At 65.1% G+C, this 16,239-nt stretch carries 18 protein-coding genes; 17 read left to right on the top strand and 1 reads right to left on the bottom strand.

From position 1 onward, the window contains the following. Positions 1-157: 157 nt before the first annotated feature. Positions 158-931, bottom strand: a complete 774-nt coding sequence (locus IF103_RS01660) for a ParA family protein (RefSeq protein WP_023378255.1) — start codon at positions 929-931, stop codon at positions 158-160. A gap of 320 nt (positions 932-1,251) precedes the next feature. On the opposite strand from IF103_RS01660, the gene IF103_RS01655 reads away from it, so the two are divergent. From IF103_RS01655 to IF103_RS01575, 17 genes are read left to right on the top strand one after another with little or no spacing between them, the layout of a single operon-like run. Continuing rightward, positions 1,252-1,968 carry a beta-ketoacyl synthase chain length factor gene (locus tag IF103_RS01655; protein WP_202675823.1) on the top strand — a complete coding sequence of 239 codons (717 nt, stop codon included), beginning with the start codon at positions 1,252-1,254 and terminating at the stop codon, positions 1,966-1,968. Beyond that, positions 1,944-2,762, top strand: coding sequence for a lysophospholipid acyltransferase family protein (locus IF103_RS01650; RefSeq protein WP_023378253.1), 819 nt, complete (start codon positions 1,944-1,946; stop codon positions 2,760-2,762). The genes IF103_RS01655 and IF103_RS01650 overlap by 25 nt, the downstream gene beginning before the upstream one ends. Beyond that, positions 2,731-3,003 carry a phosphopantetheine-binding protein gene (locus IF103_RS01645; protein WP_023378252.1) on the top strand — a complete coding sequence of 91 codons (273 nt, stop codon included), beginning with the start codon at positions 2,731-2,733 and terminating at the stop codon, positions 3,001-3,003. The genes IF103_RS01650 and IF103_RS01645 overlap by 32 nt, the downstream gene beginning before the upstream one ends. A 9-nt stretch (positions 3,004-3,012) precedes the next feature. Further along, on the top strand, positions 3,013-3,267 hold the full coding sequence (locus tag IF103_RS01640) for an acyl carrier protein (RefSeq protein ID WP_202675822.1): 255 nt from the start codon (positions 3,013-3,015) through the stop codon (positions 3,265-3,267). Next, positions 3,264-3,809 (top strand): COG4648 family protein, encoded by a 546-nt coding sequence (locus IF103_RS01635; RefSeq protein ID WP_027907920.1) that lies wholly within the window; start codon positions 3,264-3,266, stop codon positions 3,807-3,809. The genes IF103_RS01640 and IF103_RS01635 overlap by 4 nt, the downstream gene beginning before the upstream one ends. Further along, the gene (locus tag IF103_RS01630) at positions 3,806-5,485 is read left to right on the top strand and encodes an ApeI family dehydratase (RefSeq protein WP_202675821.1); all 1,680 of its coding nucleotides are present in this window, start codon (positions 3,806-3,808) and stop codon (positions 5,483-5,485) included. Before IF103_RS01635 ends, IF103_RS01630 begins: the two co-directional genes overlap by 4 nt. Further along, entirely contained in the window at positions 5,478-6,212 is a 735-nt protein-coding gene (locus IF103_RS01625; RefSeq protein WP_023378248.1) for a glycosyltransferase family 2 protein, read from the top strand. Before IF103_RS01630 ends, IF103_RS01625 begins: the two co-directional genes overlap by 8 nt. Then, positions 6,209-7,150: a lysophospholipid acyltransferase family protein gene (locus IF103_RS01620; protein ID WP_023378247.1), complete on the top strand. Its 942-nt coding sequence runs from the start codon at positions 6,209-6,211 to the stop codon at positions 7,148-7,150. Before IF103_RS01625 ends, IF103_RS01620 begins: the two co-directional genes overlap by 4 nt. Further along, positions 7,131-8,675 carry an HAL/PAL/TAL family ammonia-lyase gene (locus IF103_RS01615; RefSeq protein ID WP_104883040.1) on the top strand — a complete coding sequence of 515 codons (1,545 nt, stop codon included), beginning with the start codon at positions 7,131-7,133 and terminating at the stop codon, positions 8,673-8,675. The genes IF103_RS01620 and IF103_RS01615 overlap by 20 nt, the downstream gene beginning before the upstream one ends. Beyond that, positions 8,668-9,093, top strand: coding sequence for an acyl-CoA thioesterase (locus tag IF103_RS01610; protein ID WP_023378245.1), 426 nt, complete (start codon positions 8,668-8,670; stop codon positions 9,091-9,093). The genes IF103_RS01615 and IF103_RS01610 overlap by 8 nt, the downstream gene beginning before the upstream one ends. Further along, positions 9,090-9,800, top strand: coding sequence for an outer membrane lipoprotein carrier protein LolA (locus tag IF103_RS01605; protein ID WP_202675820.1), 711 nt, complete (start codon positions 9,090-9,092; stop codon positions 9,798-9,800). Before IF103_RS01610 ends, IF103_RS01605 begins: the two co-directional genes overlap by 4 nt. Continuing rightward, the gene (locus IF103_RS01600) at positions 9,790-12,099 is read left to right on the top strand and encodes an MMPL family transporter (RefSeq protein ID WP_202675819.1); all 2,310 of its coding nucleotides are present in this window, start codon (positions 9,790-9,792) and stop codon (positions 12,097-12,099) included. The genes IF103_RS01605 and IF103_RS01600 overlap by 11 nt, the downstream gene beginning before the upstream one ends. Then, a complete protein-coding gene (locus IF103_RS01595; RefSeq protein WP_023378242.1) occupies positions 12,096-12,581 on the top strand; it encodes a hypothetical protein in 486 nt (161 codons plus the stop codon). Before IF103_RS01600 ends, IF103_RS01595 begins: the two co-directional genes overlap by 4 nt. Further along, complete coding sequence (locus IF103_RS01590; protein ID WP_049818833.1) at positions 12,578-13,771, top strand: beta-ketoacyl-[acyl-carrier-protein] synthase family protein; 1,194 nt, start codon at positions 12,578-12,580, stop codon at positions 13,769-13,771. Before IF103_RS01595 ends, IF103_RS01590 begins: the two co-directional genes overlap by 4 nt. After that, entirely contained in the window at positions 13,768-14,238 is a 471-nt protein-coding gene (locus IF103_RS01585; protein WP_202675818.1) for a hotdog family protein, read from the top strand. The genes IF103_RS01590 and IF103_RS01585 overlap by 4 nt, the downstream gene beginning before the upstream one ends. Continuing rightward, the gene (fabG, locus tag IF103_RS01580) at positions 14,231-14,959 is read left to right on the top strand and encodes a 3-oxoacyl-ACP reductase FabG (protein WP_202675817.1); all 729 of its coding nucleotides are present in this window, start codon (positions 14,231-14,233) and stop codon (positions 14,957-14,959) included. Before IF103_RS01585 ends, fabG begins: the two co-directional genes overlap by 8 nt. Further along, positions 14,959-16,185, top strand: a complete 1,227-nt coding sequence (locus IF103_RS01575) for a beta-ketoacyl-ACP synthase (protein WP_023378238.1) — start codon at positions 14,959-14,961, stop codon at positions 16,183-16,185. Before fabG ends, IF103_RS01575 begins: the two co-directional genes overlap by 1 nt. Positions 16,186-16,239: the final 54 nt, after the last annotated feature.

Here is a 16,239-nt window from a genome sequence, read left to right as displayed (position 1 = left end):
CAAAGCTCGCCACGTTTGTTTCGGGCCAATGATGCCTGTAACAGTCGCGCGCGGCCGCCTTTTTGATTTGACTCGATACCGCGCCGTACGCCTGTAGGAGCGAGCCTCGCTCGCGATGCGCCGCGCAGGCGGCGCTCGCTCTGGCAGGCGTCGCAGATCACCCATTTTCCTCAAGAAGGTCATGCAACTCGACAAACTGCTGCGTGAGCTTGTGCCGTGGCTCCAAGTGGATCAGCGGCAGGCTGGCATGGTGCGATTCGCGCATCTTCACCGAACTGCCCAGATATACCGGTAGCACCGGAAGACCCTCGGCCAGCAGTTCGTCGAGCATCTGCTGAGGCAGGCTGGCGCGGGACTGGAACTGATTGACCACGATGCCTTCGACCACCAGGTCCTCGTTGTGGTCGTCCTTGAGCTCTTCGATCTCGGCCAGCAGGCCATACAGCGCCTGACGCGAGAAACTGTCGCAATCGAAGGGAATAAGCACGCGATCAGCGGCAATCAGCGCAGAAACCGCATAGAAATTGAGTGCAGGGGGCGTATCGATGTAGATGCGCTCGTAGTCCTCGTCCAGATCGTCGAGCAACTTACGCAGCTTGTTGATCTTGTGCTTGGCCTCGAGCTTGGGCTGAAGGTCGGCCAGTTCGGCCGTCGCCGTCACCACATGAAGGTTGTCAAACGGCGTTTCGTAGATATCGACCTTGTTCTTCTTGCTGAACGGGCCGCTGGACAGGCTCTGCTTGAAGAAGTCGGCAATGCCCATGGGAATGTCCTCGCCGGTGAGGCCGGTGAGGTACTGAGTCGAATTCGCCTGGGCATCCAGGTCGATCAACAGGGTCCGGTAACCTTCGCTGGCACTGACTGCCGCCAGGTTGCAGGCGATGCTCGACTTGCCCACGCCACCTTTCTGATTGAACACCACGCGCCGCATGAGAGACCTCCGTGTATCAACGAATGCCCGAGTATGTGGCGGCGTCTGCGCAATGACCAGCACCTATTCGCTCAACTTGAGCGAACGGCGACCGACAACCTCTTCATACCGTCCATCGGAAATCACGCAAGCCCGCGGTCGGACTTGACGCAATCGCCTCTGCCCATTGTCTGATGGCAATCAGCTAACCAACATTTGCTACACGCCGCCAGCACCGGGATAATGCGCGCCACTCGGCGATTGCGCCAACCCTGTCAGGTCGTTGTTTCGAGTGATTCCCTCGACAAGGAAGTTCCTCAGGGCGGAAAGTCAACACTATCGTGATCAGCTTCGATATCAGCCAATGGCGCGCCTGGTCCCCAGGGTTGCAGACACCTGCCGACTGGCACGCCTGGGCACACGGCACGCAGCCGTCGCAGAGCGACGGGCCGCCTCCCGATGTTTCGTTTTTGCCGGCCATGCAGCGCCGTCGCCTGAGCCTGCTGGCCCGCATGGCATTTGCCGTCGGCTGGCCGCTGGCCGAGGGCCACGATGCACTGCCGCTGGTGTTCGTCTCGCGCCATGGAGAAACCCCACGGACCTTCGCGATGCTCAGCGAGCTGGCCGAGCAACAGCCGCTGTCGCCCACCCAGTTCAGCCTGTCGGTGCACAATGCGGTGATCGGCCTGTGGTCGATCATGCGCAGTGAAACCAGCGAGATGACCGCGCTGGCAGCCGAGCAGGATGGCTTCGAGCAGGGCGTGATCGAAGCTGCGGCCTTGCTGGCCGAGGGCGCCCCGGCCGTGCTGCTGATCATCACCGAAGAGCGACCACCCGAGGCCTACCGCAACTGGATCGACGACGTACCCTTTTCCTACGCCCTGGGCCTGTTGCTGACATCCGGCCAACAATGGCAGCTCACCCTGGGCCAGACGCCGGCGGACCAAGGCACCGCATTGCCCCATGCCCTGAGCTGGCTGCGTGCTTCGCTGACCGACCAGAATACCGTCACCCACACCGTGAAGCGTCGTGTATGGACCTGGCAACGACAGCCGTGAACCGCCCCCGCGATGCCTACTACTGGCGCCTGCTGGCCACCGCCTTGAGCTTTGCCGTATTCGGGCTCGGCGGCCTGTGCCTGCGGCTGCTGGTGTTCCCCCTGTTGGCCTGTATGCCGGGCGGTCGCGAACGCCACCGCCAGCGTGCCCGGCAAACCATCGGTTGGCTGTTCTGGCACTTCATTCGCTTCATGAAGGGCGCTGGCGTCTTGACCTACCAGGTCATTGGCGCCGAACGCCTGGGCCGCCCTGGTCAGCTGATCATCGCCAACCACCCGTCGCTGATCGATGTGGTCTTTCTCATCGGCCTGGTGCGCCAGGCCAATTGCGTGGTCAAGCACAGCCTGTTCGACAACCCATTCACCCGTGGCCCGGTCGGCGAGGCCCAGTACATTGGCAACGACGGCAGCATGGACATGCTCGAAGAAGCCGTGGACGTGTTGCGCCAAGGACAGCCGTTGATCATATTCCCGGAAGGTACGCGCACCCCGCCCGGCCAGGTACCGGCCTTTCATCGCGGCGCCGCCGCGATTGCCTTGCGGGGTGCGAATATCATCACGCCGGTGACCATCAAGGTCAGCCCGACCACCCTGACCAAGAACGAACCCTGGTACCGCATCCCCAGCCGTCGCGTGCACTTCACCCTCACGGTCGGCGCCGATATCGACCCTCAGGCCTTCGCCACACAGGGGCCGGCGCCTCAAGCATCACGCAAGCTGAACGACTACCTGCATCAGTACTACCTCAAGGAGCTCGCCACAGATGAGCGATCCACAACACGACCTGCACCGTGACCTCAAGCAACTGATCATCGACGCCCTCGGCCTTGAAGACATCGGCGTACAGGACATCGACGACCAGCAACCGCTGTTTGGCGAAGGCCTGGGCCTGGACTCGGTGGATGCACTGGAATTGGGCCTGGCACTGCAGAAGCGCTATGGCTTCAAGATCGACGCCGATGCCAAGGACACCCGCAACCATTTCCGTAACGTCGCCACCTTGGCCGCGTTCGTCACTGCCCGTAAGGCTGCCTGAGACTGCACCATGCAAACCCGCGAAGATATCTTCAATACCCTGCGCGACGCCCTGGTCGAGCTGTTCGAGCTCGACCCCGCCAGCATCAACCTCGATGCCAACCTGTACCAGGACCTGGAAATCGACAGCATCGATGCCATCGACCTGCTCGACCACATCAAGCGCCAGACCGGAAAGAAAATCGCCGCCGAAGACTTCAAGGCAGTGCGTACCGTCAATGACGTGGTCGAAGCGGTGTACCGCCTGGTCAACAACGCGGCATGAAGCGACTGATCGGCCTCGGCCTGTTGCTGGCCGGCGTGCTGTATCCCTTCGCGGTGCATTTCGGCATGGCCCGTTTCGCCCCCTGGCAGTTCGGCGTGCTGCTTGGCGCCCTGTGGCTGGCCCGTGCGCTGAGTACGCCACGTCGCCCGGGCGCTGTGTGGATGGCCGCGGCGGCGCTGGCGTTCTGCGCCGCCCTGGGTCTGTCCGACAGCCAGCAGCTGCTGCGCTGGTACCCAGTGCTGGTCAATGCCTTCATGCTCGTCCTGTTCGGCACCAGCCTGGTGCACGGCATGCCGCTGGTCGAGCGCCTGGCCCGTCTGCAGGAGCCGCAACTTCCCCCGGCAGCGGTGCACTACACCCGCCAGGTAACGCAGGTATGGTGCCTGTTTTTCGTGATCAACGGCCTGATCGCCGCGAGCCTGACCCTGTGGGCGCCACTGCGCTGGTGGACGCTGTACAACGGCGTGATCGCCTATGCCGCAATGGGGCTGCTGTTCGCGGTCGAATGGTGGGTAAGACAACGTGTGCGAGGACGCTCATGAACTGGATCAACCTCGAACACCTGCTGCGCCCGCTGGATGCGCCGCGCCAGGTGAGCCAGTGCCCGAGCCTGGATCATGCCCAGTTGAGCCAACAGGCACTGCGCCTGGCCGGCGGCCTGCGCCAGCGTGGCGTGAAACAGCTGGCTGTGCACCTGGAAGATGCTGCCGAACTCGCCGCCGCCTTGCTGGGTGCCTGGCGCGCCGATGTCGAGGTGTTGCTGCCTTCGGACCTGCAACCGGCGACCCGCGAGCGCTGGCACAGTCAGGTAGACCTGTGGCTCAGCGACCAGCCCGGTGACCTGGACTTCGCCTCCTTGCTCGGCGAGCCGCTAACGCCTGCCGACCTCGACCTGGACCGATGCCGCATCAGCCTGTGCACTTCTGGCTCCAGCGGCGAACCCAAGCGCATCGACAAGTGCCTTCGTCAGCTGGCCAATGAAGTCCAGGCCCTGGAGCGACTGTGGGGCCACACCCTGGGCGATGCATGGATCGTCGGCAGTGTCGCCACCCAGCACATCTACGGGCTGTTGTTCCGCGTGCTCTGGCCGCTGTGTGCCGGGCGCGGCTTCGAACGGCGCCAATTGCCCTTCCCTGAAGACTTGCAGCGCGCCAGCCTGGCCCATCCTGCCTTCGCCTGGGTGGCCAGCCCGGCCCTGCTCAAGCGCATGGGCGACAATCTCGACTGGGCAGCCCTGGGCCAGGTCCGCCAGGTGTTTTCCTCCGGCGGTGAATTGCCGGCCGACGCCGCCCATCGCCTGCAGCAGCGTCTGGGCCAATGGCCGACGGAAATCCTCGGCAGCTCGGAGACAGGTGGTATTGCCTGGCGTCAGGGTGAAGCATTGTGGCAGCCATTTGCCGATGTACGCCTGAGCCAGGACGCACGAGGCGCCTTGTGCATCGCTTCGCCATACTTACCCGCAGGCCATGTCGAGCAGAGTGCTGACGCCGTCGCGTTCGCCGATGACGGGCGCTTCCATCTGCTCGGCCGTCTCGACCGCATCGTCAAGCTGGAAGAGAAACGCATCTCCCTGCCCATGCTCGAACAGGCGCTATGCGCCCACGCCTGGGTCGGTGAAGCCCGGCTGGGCATGGTCGAACACGGCCGCGCCTACCTCGCCGCGCTGGTAGTGCTGACCCCCTCTGGCCTGCACGCGCTGCGCAGCAAGGGCCGCAAGGCGTTGGTCGAGCGCCTGCGGGCGCACCTGGCGGGGCATTGCGAGCCCTTGGCCCTGCCACGACGCTGGCGGCTGCTGCGGCAACTGCCGCTCAATGCGCAGGGCAAAATGCCACGGGCCGACGTCCAGGCCTTGTTGCTGGCGCCGCGCAACATGACGCCTGAGGTGTTGGAGCAGCGCCATGAAGGCGATGAACTGCACCTGACCCTGGTCGTCCCCGTGGACCTGGCATGCTTTGCCGGTCACTTCCCAGAAGCCCCGGTGCTGCCCGGCGTGGTGCAGATCGACTGGGCCATCGCCCTGGCCAGCGAACACCTGCTGCCGGGCTACCGCTTCGCCGGCATGGAAGTGCTCAAGTTCCAGCATGTGGTGCGCCCTGGCGATGAACTGGTGCTGAACCTGCGCTGGGATGGTGAGCGCGGCAAACTGTATTTCGCCTACAGCTGCGCCGGGCAGGCCTGCTCCAGTGGCCGCATCCTGATGGAGACTGCCTGTGCATAAGCCTTGCGCGGTGATCCCGGTGTACAACCACGAACTGGCCGTTCCAGCAGTGGTGGCCGACTTGCTTGACGCGGGCCTGCCCTGCGTGTTGGTCGACGACGCCAGTCATGCGCCTTGCGCCCAGGTGCTGCGCCAACTGGCCCTGCATCCTGACGTGCACCTGGTCACGCTCGCGACCAACCAGGGCAAAGGTGGCGCGGTCATGGCCGGGCTGCGTGAAGCTTCACGGCTGGGGTTCAGCCATGCCTTGCAAGTGGACGCCGACGGCCAGCATGACCTGACCGATGTTCGCCGCTTCCTCGAACAGTCGCAGGCTTATCCACAGGCGCTGGTATGCGGTTATCCACAGTACGACGCCAGCGTGCCCAAGGGCCGTCTGTATGCCCGTTACCTCACCCACGTGTGGGTATGGATCAACAGCCTGTCGCTGCAGATACCGGACTCGATGTGCGGCTTTCGCGTGTACCCGCTGCCGCCAACCCTGGCGATGATCGATAGCGTCAAACTCGGCCGGCGCATGGACTTCGACCCCGAGATTCTCGTACGCCTGTCGTGGCGCGACCAGCCGATGCGCTGGCTGCCGACCAGGGTCCATTACCCGCAGGACGGCCTGTCGCACTTTCGCCTGTTCCATGACAATGCGCTGATCTCGAAAATGCACGCCAAGCTGTTCTTCGGCATGCTGCTGCGCGCACCGCTGATTCTCTGGCGCAGGTGGCGTGGATGAGCAGCAATCCTTCGCAACACTGGGCCGATCAGCAGGAGCGTGGCAGTTTCTGGCTGATGAAACTGACCGCCGCCCTGGTGCGGCTGTGTGGCCGGCGTGTGCTCGGCCCCCTGATACGCATCATCGTCGCCTACTTCTTCGTGTTCGGCCGCCGCGCCCGGCGCAGTGCCTGGCAGTACCAGCAGCGACTGCATCGCTGGAATGGCGGGCAAACCCCAGCGCCCAGCCAACGCCAGGTATTTCGCCAGTTCATGGCCTTCGCCGACGCCCTGCTGGACAAGCTCGACGTATGGAATGGCCGGCTGCGGCTGGAAGACATCGACATCGTCGACCCCGCTCATCTGCGTCAGCAACTGCGCGGCGAGCGCGGTCAGATGCTGGTGGGTGCGCACCTGGGTAATCTTGAAGTGTGCCGCGCCTTGGCTGAAATCGGCGAGCAGGTGACCATGAACGTGCTGGTCCACACCCGCCATGCCGAGCGCTTCAACCGCCTGCTGGGCGAGGCCGGCGCGACCAACCTGCGACTGATCCAGGTCAGCGAACTGGACCCGGCAGTGATGCTGCAACTCTCCGAGCGCCTGGAGCGCGGCGAGTGGCTGGCCATTGCCGGCGACCGCGTGCCGCTGCACGGCACACGTACGGTCGAAGTGGACTTCCTCGGCCAGCCCGCGCCATTCCCGCAAGGCCCCTGGCTGCTGGCCGGCCTGCTCGATTGCCCGGTCAACCTACTGTTCTGCCTGAAGCGCCAAGGCCGCTACCGCATCACCCTGGAGCCCTTCGCCGAGCGTCTGCAGTGGCGCCGCGGCCAGCGTGACCAGGTGATTGCCCAGTGGGCCTCACGCTATGCCGAACGCCTGGGCCAATACTGCAGCCAGGCGCCATTGCAGTGGTTCAACTTCTACCCCTTCTGGAAGACCGATGACGATGCATCCGCATGAACCTGTCACGTTCGGCGAGTCGCCGCTGGCGATCGAAGACATCCTGGCCCTGGCCGAGTGCCGCGCCTCGGCGCGGCTGCAGGACGATGCCCGGTACCGCGAGCGTATCGCGCGTGGTGCGCGGTTCCTGGACACCTTGCTGGACAAGGAAGGCGTAATCTACGGCGTAACCACCGGCTACGGCGACTCCTGCGTGGTCGCCGTGCCGCTTGAGCATGTGGAGGCCCTGCCACAACACCTTTACACCTTCCATGGGTGTGGCCTGGGCCGCCTGCTGGACGCCCCCGCAACCCGCGCCGTGCTGGCTGCCCGCCTGCGATCGCTGAGCCACGGCGTATCGGGGGTGCGCCTGGAGTTGCTCGAACGTCTGCGTGATTTCCTCGCTCACGACATCCTCCCACTGATTCCCGAAGAAGGCTCGGTGGGCGCCAGCGGAGACTTGACGCCACTGTCCTACGTCGCGGCCACGTTGGCCGGCGAGCGCGAGGTGATGTACCAAGGTCAACGCCGTGGCAGCGCTGACGTGCACCGCGAACTGGGCTGGCAGCCACTGGTGCTGCGGCCCAAGGAAGCCCTGGCGCTGATGAACGGCACCGCGGTGATGACCGGCCTGGCCTGCCTGGCGTTTGCCCGCGCCGACTACCTGCTGAAACTGGCTACGCGCATCACCGCCCTCAACGTCATTGGCCTGCAAGGCAACCCCGAGCATTTCGACGAGCGCCTGTTCGCCGCCAAGCCGCACCCTGGACAGATGCAGGTTGCCGCCTGGCTCCGCCAGGACCTCGCCATCGACGCACCGTTACCGTCCCTGCATCGTCTGCAGGACCGCTATTCGCTGCGCTGCGCACCCCATGTGCTGGGCGTGCTGGCCGACAGCCTGGGCTGGCTGCGCGGCTTCATCGAGACGGAGCTCAACAGCGCCAACGACAACCCGATCATCGACGGCGACGCCGAGCGGGTGCTGCATGGTGGGCACTTCTATGGCGGTCATATCGCCTTCGCCATGGACAGCCTCAAGACCCTGGTCGCCAACGTCGCCGACCTGCTCGACCGCCAGCTCGCATTGTTGGTGGACGTACGTTACAACCATGGCCTGCCCAGCAACCTGTCCGGCGCCGAAGCCGACCGAGCCATGCTCAACCACGGTTTCAAGGCCGTGCAGATCGGTGCCAGCGCCTGGACTGCCGAAGCACTCAAGCAGACCATGCCAGCCAGCGTGTTCTCGCGCTCCACCGAATGCCACAACCAGGACAAGGTGAGCATGGGCACCATCGCCGCCCGTGACGCCTTGCGGGTGCTGGAGCTGACCGAACAGGTCGCCGCCGCAGCCTTGCTGGCAGCCAACCAGGGCGTGTGGCTGCGTGGCCGCCAGGACAACGCACGGCCGTTGCCGCCAGCCTTGGCTCAGATGCATCAAGCGCTGGTGGCGGAGTTCGCTCCGGTCGTCGAAGACCGTGCCCTGGAAAGCGACTTGCGCCTGTGCCTGCAACGCATCGCCCAGCGCCACTGGAGGTTGCATGCGTAACCCCGGCGTCTTCCATGTCGACAGCGAAATCGTCGTACCCTTCTTCGACGTCGACAGCATGCACATCGTCTGGCACGGTCACTACGTCAAATACCTCGAAGTGGCCCGCTGCGCGCTGCTCGACCGACTCGAGCACAATTACCTGCAAATGCACGCCAGCGGCTACATCTGGCCGGTGATCGACCTGCAGCTGCGCTACATCCGCGGCGCCACCTTCGGCCAGCGCCTGAAGGTGCGTGCCAGCTTGGTGGAATGGGAAAACCGCCTGAAGATCCATTACCTGATCAGCGATGCCGAGACGGGCGAGCGCATGACCCGCGCCAGCACCGTGCAGGTCGCCGTACATGTGGAAAGCGGCGAGATGCAACTGGCCTCGCCGCAGGTGATGCTCGACGCGGTAGCCAAGGTACTCTCATGAATCGACTCGTCACGACACGCCTGAAGCCACTGCGCGGATTCCGTGGGAGTGGCCTTGCGTCGCGACAGAGGCGCGACGCGGCGCCACCTGCTCACGCCACCCCTGTCCACCCGCTGTTGTGCACGCTCACCGTCCTCATCCTGCTGTTCATCAGCCCGCTGACCCTGGCATTCAGCCTGGACGATCTGCAAAAACAGCTCAGCACGCCCGCAGTCGTCAAAGGCCCGTTCATCCAGGAAAAGCACCTGCGCGCCCTGCCCCAGCCACTGCTGAGCAAGGGCCACTTCATCCTGGCCCGCGACCACGGCCTGCTATGGCTGCTGCAAACCCCGCTGCGCCAGGATTACCGCATTCGCGCCGACGGCATCGCCCGCCGCGATCCGAGCGGCTGGCAAACATTGCCCAGCCGCAGCGCTGGAGCCGAACAAAACCGCCTGTTCTTTGCCGTACTGCAGGGCGACAGCAGTGGCCTGCAACGCGACTTCGACCTGAGCCTGTCGGGCGATGCCGCGCACTGGACATTGCACCTGACGCCTCGCTCGCTGCTGCTCAAGCAGGTATTCAGCGCCATCGAAATCAGCGGTGGCTCGTTCGTCGAGCGCATCGAGCTCAGCGAAACCCAAGGCGACAGCACCGTCCTGCGCATGCCTGAAAGCAGCGCCGAGACTGCCCTGAGCGACAGGGAGCGCCGCGATCTTGCCGATTGAACGCCTGCTCCCACGCGCCTTCCTGGGGTTGTTGCTCATTGTGCTCGCGGTCGCTGGCTGGCAGTGGCACCGTGGGGCGCCGATGTCGGCCGACCTGATGACACTGGTGCCCGGCGCTACCCAAGACCCGCTGGTCAAACGCGCCGAACTGCGCATACAAGAGCCGCTCAACCGCGAAATACTGGTGCTGGTTGGCCACACCGAACGCCAGCAGGCACTCGCCCTCGCCGAGCATCTGGCCGCGCAGTGGCAAGCCAGCGGTTTATTCAGCAGGGTGCAGTGGAACCTGCAAACCGACCTCGCCGCCGTGCGCGAACAGCTGCTGCAAGGGCGGCTGGCCATGCTTGCGCCCCAGGACCGCCAGCAACTGCGCCTCCAGCCAGACGTTTTCATCGAGCAGCGCGTGCAAAGCCTGTTCGACCCCTTCACCGGTTTCAGCCTGGTACCCAGCCAGGACGACTGGCTAGGCCTGACCGGGCGCATCCAGGCCAGCCAACCGAAACCGCCGAACGTAGAACTGGATACCGCCAGCGGCGCGCTGGTGGCCAGCGCCGAGGGCCTGCACTGGGTGCTGCTGCGCGCACGCACCGAGGGCAATGCGTTCGACTTGAACCTGCCGCTGCAAGTGGCCGACCTGGTGGACAAGAGTCGCCAACAAGCGGAGCAATCCGGCGCCCAACTGGTCGCCGCCAGTGGCTTGCTGTATGCCGCCGCCGGGCAACAGCAAGCCAGCCGCGAAATCACCTGGGTCGGTGGCGGCGCAACCCTTGCCATTCTGCTGTTGCTACTGCTGGCGTTTCGCCGCTGGCGCGGGCTGTTGGCCTTCGTTCCCGTGCTGGTGGGAGTGCTCTTCGGGACGGTGGTGTGCGTAGCGCTGTTCGACCAGATCCATGTCATGACGCTGGTCCTGGGCTCGAGCCTGATTGGTGTAGCCGTGGACTACCCTTTGCACTATCTGTCCAAGAGCTGGAGCCTCAAGCCCTGGCGTAGCTGGCCCGCCTTGCGCCTGACACTTCCAGGCCTGAGCCTGAGCCTGGCGACCAGTTGCATCGGCTACCTTGCCCTGGCGTTCACGCCCTTCCCGGCGCTGACCCAGATTGCCGCGTTTTCCGCCGCGGGCCTGCTCGGAGCCTACCTCTGCGCGGTATGCCTGCTGCCGGCCCTGCTGAACGGTGTGGCACTACGCCCGGCGCACTGGCCGCTACAGGTCGCCGAAACGCTCATGCGCTGGCGTGAACGCCTGCTGCGCAAAATGCCCAGTGCCGTGCTGCTGGTCCTGGTGATGCTGTTCTGCGCTGCCGGCCTGTGGCGCCTCGACAGCCGCAATGACATCCGCCAGTGGGTCAGCAGCCCACCCCAGTTGCTGGCGCAAGCCCAGGCAGTGGCGCGGATCACCGGCTACCAACCCACCAGCCAGTTCTACCTGGTACGTGGCCGCGACCCGCAGCAGTTGCTCGACCGCCTGGGGACGCTGTCCGCCAAGCTCGACGAGCTGGTCGAACTGGGTAAGCTCAAGGGCTACATGAGCCTGGACCAGATCGTCGCAAGCCCGGCAGAACAACAGCAGACCCAACAGGCACTGGCCGTCCTGCGCGAGCATTGGCAACCGCTGCAGGCGCTAGGTGTGCCGCAGGCGGCGCTGGAGAACGAGCTGAACCACCTGCTGCAACTACCCACACTGACCGTCGAACAGGTACTGGCGGGACCGCTGGGCGAAGCCTGGCGGCCATTGTGGCTGGGGCGGACCGACTCGGGGGTGGCCGCCATCGTCAGCTTGCAGGGCCTGAACGATACTGCGCTGCTGCGTGTGCAGACCGACGATCTGGAGGGGGTGCAACTGGTGGACCGTCTCGGCGAACTGAACCAGCTATTCGCCGCCACCCAGCTCAGCGCCGCCGAGCTCAAGCTGTTGTCGTGCGTGCTGATCCTGCTGTTGCTGGTGCTGCCATTCGGCCTGCGGGGTGCCCTGCGCATCGTCGCCCTGCCGTTGCTGGCAGCCCTGTGCAGCCTGGCCTGCCTGGGCTGGCTGGGACAACCGCTGACCTTGTTCAGCCTGTTCGGCCTGTTGCTGGTCACCGCCATCAGCGTCGACTACGCGATCCTCATGCACGAGCAGATCGGCGGGGCCGCTGTGAGTCTGCTGGGCACGCTGCTGGCCGCACTCACCACCTGGCTGTCGTTCGGTCTGCTGGCGCTTTCCAGCACACCGGCGGTGAGCAATTTCGGCCTGGCGGTAAGCCTGGGCCTGGTGTTCAGTTTCATACTGGCCCCATGGGCCAAACCCCTGGAGCACGCATGAAACAGCTGCTGCTGATTGCCTTTTGTGCGCTGCTGGGCGCTTGCAGCGCACGCCCACCATTGCCGGCACACCTGCCTACGCTCGACCTGCCGCAGCAGTTGCACGTCCGGCGCGAACAGGCCGGGCAGCAACAAGACTGGCTACTGGTGATTCAACGTGAAGACGGCCACCTGCGCTGGTCGCTGCTCGACCTGCTCGGCATTCCCCAGGCCCGTCAGTTGCTCGAAGGCCAGCGCTGGCAGGCGGATGGCCTTTTACCGCCCAATCCAGCGGCGCGCGAGCTGTTCGCCGCCGTGCTGTTCGCCCTGACTCCGGGCGAGCAATTGCAGGCGCTCTACCCCGGCGCTCGCCAACAGCGCGGGCAACGCTGGCTGGAAGACCGCTGGCACATCGCTTATCGAGACGCCGATGGATTCGACTTGAACCTCGGTGAGGGCCTGCGTTATGTAATTGCCCCTTTGCCCAGCGAGAACCTGCCATGACTGCCTACCTCAACGCCCTGGGCGTGGTCTGCGCGCTGGGCCACGGCCAGGCCGAAGTCGCCGCCCGCCTGTTCGCAGGCGACTGCTCGGGCGTGCAGCCCGAGGACGGCTGGATACCCGACCGCCGACCTCCCGTCGGTGCCGTGCCCGGCCAACTGCCCGTACTGCCCTTGCCTGACCAGCACAGCCGCAACAATCAACTGCTGTACAGCGCCGCCCTGCAGATCGAGCCTGCCATCCGCCAGGCCATCGCACGCCATGGTGCACACCGGGTGGCGGTCATACTGGGCACCAGCACCTCGGGGATCGCCGAAGCCACCGAAGGCATTGCCCATTACCTTCGGCAACAGCACTTTCCGGACGACTACCGCTACGCCCAGCAGGCCCTGAGTGCACCGGCCAACTTCCTGGCGGACTGGTTGCAACTGAGCGGCCCGGCCTACGTGATCTCCACCGCTTGCACCTCCAGCGGCCGCGCCCTGGCAAGCGCTCGCCGACTGCTGCGACAGGGTATCTGCGATGCGGTGCTGTGCGGCGGTGTCGACAGCCTGTGCGGTCTTACGCTCAATGGCTTCAGCGCGCTGGAAGCGATCAGCGAGCAGCGCTGCAACCCGTTCTCGATCAACCGCAACGGCATCAATATCGGTGAGGCCGCTGCGCTGTTCCTGATGACCCGTGAAGTCAACAACGAAGGCCCCTCCATCGCCTTGCTCGGGGCCGGCGCCAGTTCCGACGCTCACCACATATCAGCGCCAGACCCGACTGGCGCCGGCGCCTTGCAGTGCATGGCCAAAGCCTTGGACAATGCAGGCCTGGCCCCAACGCAGATCGACTACCTCAACCTGCATGGCACCGCCACGGTGCATAATGACGCCATGGAAAGCCTGGCCGTCAGCGCACTGTTCGGCGCCGACCTGCCGTGTTCGTCGAGCAAGCCCATGACCGGTCACACCCTGGGTGCTGCTGGCGCGCTCGAAGCCGCGTTCTGCTGGCTGACGCTGAGCGAGCACAACCCTGAGGGGCTGCTGCCGCCCCACGTGTGGGATGGCCAGCGCGACCCTGAACTGGCAGCGCTGAACCTCGTCGACGGCCAACAACGGCTGCCAGCGCAGCACCCACGCCGGTTGATGAGCAATTCGTTCGCCTTCGGCGGCAACAATGTCAGTCTGATTCTCGGAGACACCGCATGATCACCTGGCCACTGGCCGAGCTGTTGCCACACGCTGGCGACATGATTCTGATCGACCAGGTCGACAGCTGCGACGACGAGCAGATTCATGCTCGCGCCACCGTGCGCCACGGCGGCCTGTTCAATCGCGCCGACGGCAGCCTGCCGGCATGGTTCGGGATCGAACTGATGGCCCAGACAGTGGCCGCCTTCGCCGGTTGCCGGGCGCGTCGACAAGGCCAACCGGTGGAGTTGGGTTTCCTGCTCGGCACCCGCAAGTACAGCTGCGATGTAGAACACTTCCCGGCGGGCACCGAACTGCACCTTCACGCCCTGCGTTCACTGGAAGATGACAGCGGCATGGGTGTGTTCGAGTGCCACCTGCGTGGCCCCGGCATCCATGCCACCGCGCGCCTGAATGTCTATCGCCCGCCGCAAACCGCCCATTATCTGGCCGAGGCAGACCCAGAGGAGTCCCCCCATGACTGATACCATCCTGGTCACAGGCTCCAGCCGCGGCATCGGCCGAGCCATCGCCCTGCGCCTGGCCCGTGCAGGCTTCGACCTGGTGCTGCATTGCCGCAGTGGCCGTGCCGAAGCCGACGCGGTTGCCGCCGAGGTCCGGGCTCTGGGCCAGCAGGCACGGGTGCTGCAATTCGACGTGGCTGACCGCACAGCGTGCAAGACCATCCTGGAAGAGGATGTCGAAACCCACGGTGCCTACTATGGCGTGGTGTGCAACGCAGGGCTGACCCGCGACGGCGCGTTCCCGGCACTGACCGACGAGGATTGGGACCAGGTCATGCGCACCAATCTGGACGGCTTCTACAACGTCTTGCATCCCCTGACGATGCCCATGATCCGCCGCCGCGCGCCGGGCCGCATCGTCTGCATCACCTCGGTGTCGGGGTTGATCGGCAACCGTGGCCAGGTCAGCTACAGTGCCTCCAAAGCCGGCCTGATCGGCGCCGCCAAGGCGCTGGCCATCGAGCTGGGCAAACGACGCATCACCGTCAACTGCGTGGCCCCTGGCCTGATCGACACAGCCATGCTCGACGAGCATGTGCCCGTGGACGAGTTGCTCAAGATGATCCCGGCCGGGCGCATGGGCACGGCCGAAGAAGTTGCCGGGGCGGTGAACTTCCTGATGTCGCCTGAAGCCGCGTACATCACCCGCCAGGTCCTGGCGGTCAATGGAGGGTTGTGCTGATGCGCCGTGTCGTGGTCACCGGCATGGCCGGCATCACCTCCTTGGGCAATGACTGGGCCACCATCGCCGGGCATTTCGCCAGCCAGCGCAGCGGGATCCGCCGCATGGACGAGTGGGACCGTTATGCAGAGCTCAATACCCGCCTGGCCGGCCCGGTCGATGACTTCAAGGTCCCCAGCCACTGGACCCGCAAGCAGCTGCGCAGCATGGGCCGTGTCTCGCGCCTGGCGGTCGCTGGCGCCGAGCGCGCCCTGGCTGACGCCGGGCTGCTCGACGACCCGAGCATCCGCGATGGGCGCATGGGGGTAGCCTGCGGCTCATCCACCGGCAGCACCGACGAGATCAAGACCTTCGGCAACATGCTGATGAACGCAGTGGCCGACGGCCTGAACGCCAACTCCTACGTGCGCATGATGCCCCACACCACTGCCGCCAATATCAGCATCTTCTTCGGCCTCACCGGACGCCTGATCCCCACTTCCAGCGCCTGCACCAGCGGCAGCCAGGGCATCGGCTACGCCTACGAGGCGATCAAGTACGGTCGTCTGCCGATGATGCTCGCCGGGGGTGCCGAGGAGCTGTGCCCCACCGAAGCCATGGTGTTCGATGCGCTGTACGCCACCAGCCTCAAGAACGATACGCCGCACCTGACCCCAAGGCCTTACGACCTCGACCGCGACGGCCTGGTGATTGGCGAAGGCGCAGGGATGCTGGTGCTCGAAGAGCTGGAGCACGCCTTGGCGCGGGGGGCGAAGATCTATGCCGAGGTGGTGGGCTTTGGCAGCAATGCCGATGGCCAGCACATCACCCGACCGGAGCAGGCCACCATGCGCCGAGCCATGGAACTGGCGCTGGAAGACGCAGCCCTGGCACCCGACGCCATCGGCTACGTCAACGGCCACGGCACCGCCACCGAACAGGGTGACATCGCCGAAACCCTGGCCACCAGCAGCCTGTTCGGCCCACGCATGCCCATCAGCTCGCAGAAGAGTTTCCTAGGCCACACCTTGGGCGCCTGCGGTGCACTGGAGTCGTGGTTCAGCATCGAGATGATGAACAGCGACCGCTACGTGCATACCCTCAACCTCGATCGCATCGACCCGCGCTGTGGCGAGCTGGACTACCTGACCGGCGGTTTTCGCACCATGAGCCACGAGTACGTGATGAACAACAACTTTGCCTTTGGTGGGGTCAACACTTCGCTGATCTTCCGTCGCTGGGGCTGACCAAGCGCCGGCGATCCGGCCCCTGCAGTGGGCGCCGGGTTGCCGGGGCTGCGC

Source organism: Pseudomonas sp. SK2 (genome assembly GCF_016772395.1).
GTDB lineage: Bacteria > Pseudomonadota > Gammaproteobacteria > Pseudomonadales > Pseudomonadaceae > Aquipseudomonas > Aquipseudomonas taiwanensis.
Note: the sequence above shows the minus strand (reverse complement) of the source record. Positions and strands in the feature narration are given on the sequence as shown.

Excerpts from the sequence above, each read along its gene's own strand:
- IF103_RS01605 (WP_202675820.1), top strand. The coding sequence starts at position 9,090 with ATGAATCGACTCGTCACGACACGCCTGAAGCCACTGCGCGGATTCCGT.
- IF103_RS01595 (WP_023378242.1), top strand. The coding sequence starts at position 12,096 with ATGAAACAGCTGCTGCTGATTGCCTTTTGTGCGCTGCTGGGCGCTTGC.
- IF103_RS01620 (WP_023378247.1), top strand. The coding sequence starts at position 6,209 with ATGAGCAGCAATCCTTCGCAACACTGGGCCGATCAGCAGGAGCGTGGC.
- IF103_RS01660 (WP_023378255.1), bottom strand. The coding sequence starts at position 931 with ATGCGGCGCGTGGTGTTCAATCAGAAAGGTGGCGTGGGCAAGTCGAGC.
- IF103_RS01640 (WP_202675822.1), top strand. The coding sequence starts at position 3,013 with ATGCAAACCCGCGAAGATATCTTCAATACCCTGCGCGACGCCCTGGTC.
- fabG (WP_202675817.1), top strand. The coding sequence starts at position 14,231 with ATGACTGATACCATCCTGGTCACAGGCTCCAGCCGCGGCATCGGCCGA.
- IF103_RS01610 (WP_023378245.1), top strand. The coding sequence starts at position 8,668 with ATGCGTAACCCCGGCGTCTTCCATGTCGACAGCGAAATCGTCGTACCC.
- IF103_RS01650 (WP_023378253.1), top strand. The coding sequence starts at position 1,944 with ATGGACCTGGCAACGACAGCCGTGAACCGCCCCCGCGATGCCTACTAC.
- IF103_RS01635 (WP_027907920.1), top strand. The coding sequence starts at position 3,264 with ATGAAGCGACTGATCGGCCTCGGCCTGTTGCTGGCCGGCGTGCTGTAT.
- IF103_RS01575 (WP_023378238.1), top strand. The coding sequence starts at position 14,959 with ATGCGCCGTGTCGTGGTCACCGGCATGGCCGGCATCACCTCCTTGGGC.
- IF103_RS01585 (WP_202675818.1), top strand. The coding sequence starts at position 13,768 with ATGATCACCTGGCCACTGGCCGAGCTGTTGCCACACGCTGGCGACATG.
- IF103_RS01630 (WP_202675821.1), top strand. The coding sequence starts at position 3,806 with ATGAACTGGATCAACCTCGAACACCTGCTGCGCCCGCTGGATGCGCCG.
- IF103_RS01590 (WP_049818833.1), top strand. The coding sequence starts at position 12,578 with ATGACTGCCTACCTCAACGCCCTGGGCGTGGTCTGCGCGCTGGGCCAC.
- IF103_RS01615 (WP_104883040.1), top strand. The coding sequence starts at position 7,131 with ATGACGATGCATCCGCATGAACCTGTCACGTTCGGCGAGTCGCCGCTG.
- IF103_RS01645 (WP_023378252.1), top strand. The coding sequence starts at position 2,731 with ATGAGCGATCCACAACACGACCTGCACCGTGACCTCAAGCAACTGATC.